This window comes from Oleiphilus sp. HI0061, from assembly GCF_001635675.1.
In genome coordinates, this window is record NZ_LWFE01000151.1 from 1 (window position 1) to 882 (window position 882).

General features: G+C 43.5%; 1 protein-coding gene. It reads left to right on the top strand.

The annotated features are described in order from the left end of the window. The coding region (locus A3735_RS01815) for a 3-deoxy-7-phosphoheptulonate synthase (protein ID WP_068637469.1) at positions 1–796 on the top strand (796 nt) is incomplete at its 5' end. Positions 797–882 lie beyond the last annotated feature (86 nt).

The following is an 882-nucleotide window of genomic DNA, read 5'->3' on the forward strand; positions in this document are numbered from 1 at the left end:
GATGCGTGTCTATTTTGAAAAACCTCGAACAACTGTTGGATGGAAAGGTCTTATCAATGACCCTCACCTAAATGATTCATTTGAAGTTGAAGAAGGCCTGCATATTGGCCGCCAACTACTAATAGACATTTGCGATATGGGCCTACCTACCGCTACCGAAGCACTTGATCCAATCTCACCACAATACTTGCAAGATACAATTTCCTGGTCTGCTATTGGTGCGCGTACCACAGAGTCCCAAACACACCGCGAAATGAGTAGCGGTTTGTCAGTTGCAATCGGCTTTAAGAATGGCACAGACGGCGGCCTTGGCGTTGCGATGAATGCACTTAAATCTGCATCACACCCTCATAGCTTTTTAGGGATTAATCGCGAAGGACAAGTATCGGTAGTTCGCACTAAAGGCAACCCATATTCTCACGTTGTCTTGCGTGGTGGTGGCGGTAAACCTAATTATGACTCAGTTAACGTTGCACTATGCGAGCAGGAACTTGAGAAAGCAAAACTTAGTAAGAACATAATGATTGATTGCAGCCACGCAAACTCAAACAAAGATGCTAACCTGCAGCCACTGGTTATGCAGGACGTTTGCAATCAGATCATCGACGGCAACAAATCTATCGTTGGCATTATGGTTGAGAGCAATCTTAAGTTTGGTAACCAATCGATTCCTGAAGATTTATCTCAGCTTGAGTACGGCGTATCAGTTACCGATGCTTGTATCGACTGGGAGACAACTGAAAAATCGTTACTGGAAATGCACGAGAAACTAAAAGACGTGCTACCTAAGCGATAAACAGTTCAAACGATTTAAAGTAATAAAAAAGCCGCTCAATCTGAGCGGCTTTTTTATTGATAAGCACAAATGGTCACTCCAACCAT